The 2,428-nt window shown below is 62.5% G+C and carries 4 protein-coding genes; all 4 read left to right on the top strand.

Going from position 1 to position 2,428, the window contains the following annotated elements; all coding sequences use genetic code 11:
• Window positions 1-766: S-formylglutathione hydrolase (gene fghA, locus BIS11_RS15165; protein WP_253586449.1), on the top strand; the 766-nt coding region annotated here is incomplete at its 5' end.
• 10 nt (window positions 767-776) lie between these two features.
• Complete coding sequence (mtgA, locus tag BIS11_RS15160; RefSeq protein WP_253424545.1) at window positions 777-1,493, top strand: monofunctional biosynthetic peptidoglycan transglycosylase; 717 nt, start codon at window positions 777-779, stop codon at window positions 1,491-1,493.
• 142 nt (window positions 1,494-1,635) lie between these two features.
• A complete protein-coding gene (locus tag BIS11_RS15155) occupies window positions 1,636-2,025 on the top strand; it encodes a DUF4168 domain-containing protein (RefSeq protein WP_253424541.1) in 390 nt (129 codons plus the stop codon).
• A 208-nt stretch (window positions 2,026-2,233) separates the two neighbouring features.
• A partial coding sequence (locus BIS11_RS15150; RefSeq protein ID WP_367399223.1) for a cyclic nucleotide-binding domain-containing protein occupies window positions 2,234-2,428 on the top strand: 195 nt, incomplete at its 3' end.

The following is a 2,428-nucleotide window of genomic DNA, read 5'->3' as shown; positions in this document are numbered from 1 at the left end:
GGATTGCAACATGGTCTTCGCCGTCTACCTGCCGCCCCAGGCGGAAAACGAGCGCGTGCCGCTGCTGTGGTGGCTGTCAGGCCTCACCTGCAGCGACGAGAACTTCATGCAGAAGGCCGGCGCCCACCGCGTGGCCGCCGAGCTCGGCGTGGCGATCGTCTGCCCGGACACCAGCCCGCGCGGCACCGATCTGCCCGGCGAGCACGAAAGCTTCGACCTGGGTTCCGGCGCGGGCTTCTACGTCAATGCCACCCAGGCGCCCTGGAAAGGGCACTACCGCATGTACGACTACGTGGTCGAGGAGCTGCCGTCGGTGGTGCGCCAGCACTTTCCGGTCAACGGGCGCGAGTCGATCAGCGGTCACTCCATGGGCGGTCACGGCGCGCTCATCCTTGCGCTGCGCCATCCGGGACGCTTCTGCTCGGTGTCGGCATTCTCGCCCATCGTCAACCCGATGAACTGCCCCTGGGGACAGAAGGCGTTCACCAGCTACCTGGGCGAGGACGAGTCCCGCTGGCGCCAGTACGATGCCTGCGAGCTGGTCGCCAACGGCGCCTCGCGCCAGCGCCTGTTCATCGATCAGGGCGACGCCGACCAGTTCCTGGAAGAGCAGCTCAAGCCCGAACGTTTGGAAGCCGTGTGTGAAGAGCACGATCACCCGCTGACGCTGCGCCGCCAGCCGGGTTACGATCACAGCTACTTCTTCATCGCCTCGTTCATCGAGGAGCATCTGCGCTATCATGCCCAACACCTCATGAAACGTTAGGGATACCGACATGCTCAACCGTGCGCTGCGCCATTACCTGCGTCTTGTCTGGCGCTTTGTCTGGCGTGGCGCACTCGCCTTCGTGGTCCTTTCGGTGGCGCTGGTGCTGCTTTTCAGCGTGGTGCCGCCGCCGGGGTCGATGGTCATGGTCGAGCGCAAGGTGCAAAGCCTTTTTCAGGGCGAGCCGATCACCATCACCCGGCAGTGGCGAAGCTTCGACGAGCTGTCGAGCAACGCCAAGCTCGCGGTGATCGCCGCCGAGGACCAGCGCTTTCCCTATCATCGCGGCTTCGATCTGGTCGAGCTCAAGCGCGCCTGGCAGGCGAGTCAGGATGGCTCGCGCCTGCGCGGGGCGAGTACCCTGAGTCAGCAGACCGCCAAGAACGTGTTTTTGTGGAGCGGGCGCAGCTGGTTTCGCAAGGGGCTCGAGGCGTGGTTCACGCTGTTGATCGAGACCTTCTGGAGCAAGTCGCGCATTCTCGAGGTGTACCTGAACGTCGCCGAGTGGGACACCGGCGTGTTCGGCCTGGAGGCCGCGGCACAGCACTATTTCGGTGCCTCGGGCAGCGCCTTGACCGAGCGCCAGGCGAGCCTTCTGGCGGCCATCCTGCCAAGCCCGCGCACCCGCAGCGCCGCGCGCCCGGACGCCCAGGTGGAGCGGCGCAGCCAGTGGGTTCGCCAACAGATGCGCAACCTCGGCGGGGTGGGCTACCTTCAGCGTCTCTAGGCTGCCCATCGAAAGGTGGCCTCGCGCGGTCGCGGCCATCGTTTTATGCATTTTTACTTATCGTTACATAAAAATTTGAACCTGCGCTGAATGCTCGCGTCAGATTCACCACATTCATAACGCGCCAACGAGGTTTCTTATCATGCAACGTATGACTGCTTTGTTCTCAGCTGCCCTGCTTGCCACCGGCCTGATGGCGGGAACCGCCAGTGCCCAGCAAGCCCAGGACCCGGCTCAGGATCCGATGGCCAACCAGCAAGCCCCGGCCCAGGATTTCAGCGATGAGCAGCTGCAGCAGTTCGCCGATGCTTCTCAAGAAATCGCCGTGATCTCGCAAGAGTACACACAGCGTCTGCAGGAAGCAGAAGACGAGGCGGCTCAACAGGAAGTACGCGCTGAAGCCAACGACCGCATGATCGAAGTGGTCGAGAACAGTGGCCTGGACGTCGATACCTTCAACGCCATCGGCCAATCCATCCAGCAGGATCCGGAAATGATGCAGCGCGTTCAGGAAATGGCCAACCAGTCCTGATCGTGACCATCCCTGATACTCCTCTTGCTTGTGCAAGCCAGGCGCGTCGATAGCGGCAAGAGGGGACAGGGTCTGTGATCTGCTCCAAGAAGCCCGGTGTTTTCACCGGGCTTTTTCGTGTCCGGCCTTTTTCATGTCCGGGCTTTACCGCTCGGTGGATTGCCGCCAAACTTCAAGGCTTTGACGGCTGCTTTGCCAGGGAGACGACATGGACGTGGAGCTTTGGGAAATACGCCAGCACATGGGGCAGTTCCCCCCTTTCGACGGGCTTTCCGACGAGCTTCTCGATGCGCTCGCCGAGGGCGTGGAGGTGCGTTACTTCAAGACCGGCACCGACATCCTCGTCCTCAATGACACGATCGACGAGCTTTGCTACATCCGCAGCGGTGCGGTGGAGGTGTAT

This window comes from Halomonas sp. 707D4 (assembly GCF_024158685.1).
GTDB lineage: Bacteria > Pseudomonadota > Gammaproteobacteria > Pseudomonadales > Halomonadaceae > Vreelandella.
The sequence above is the reverse complement of the archived record's forward strand: the minus strand, read 5'-3'. Positions and strand labels throughout refer to the sequence as shown.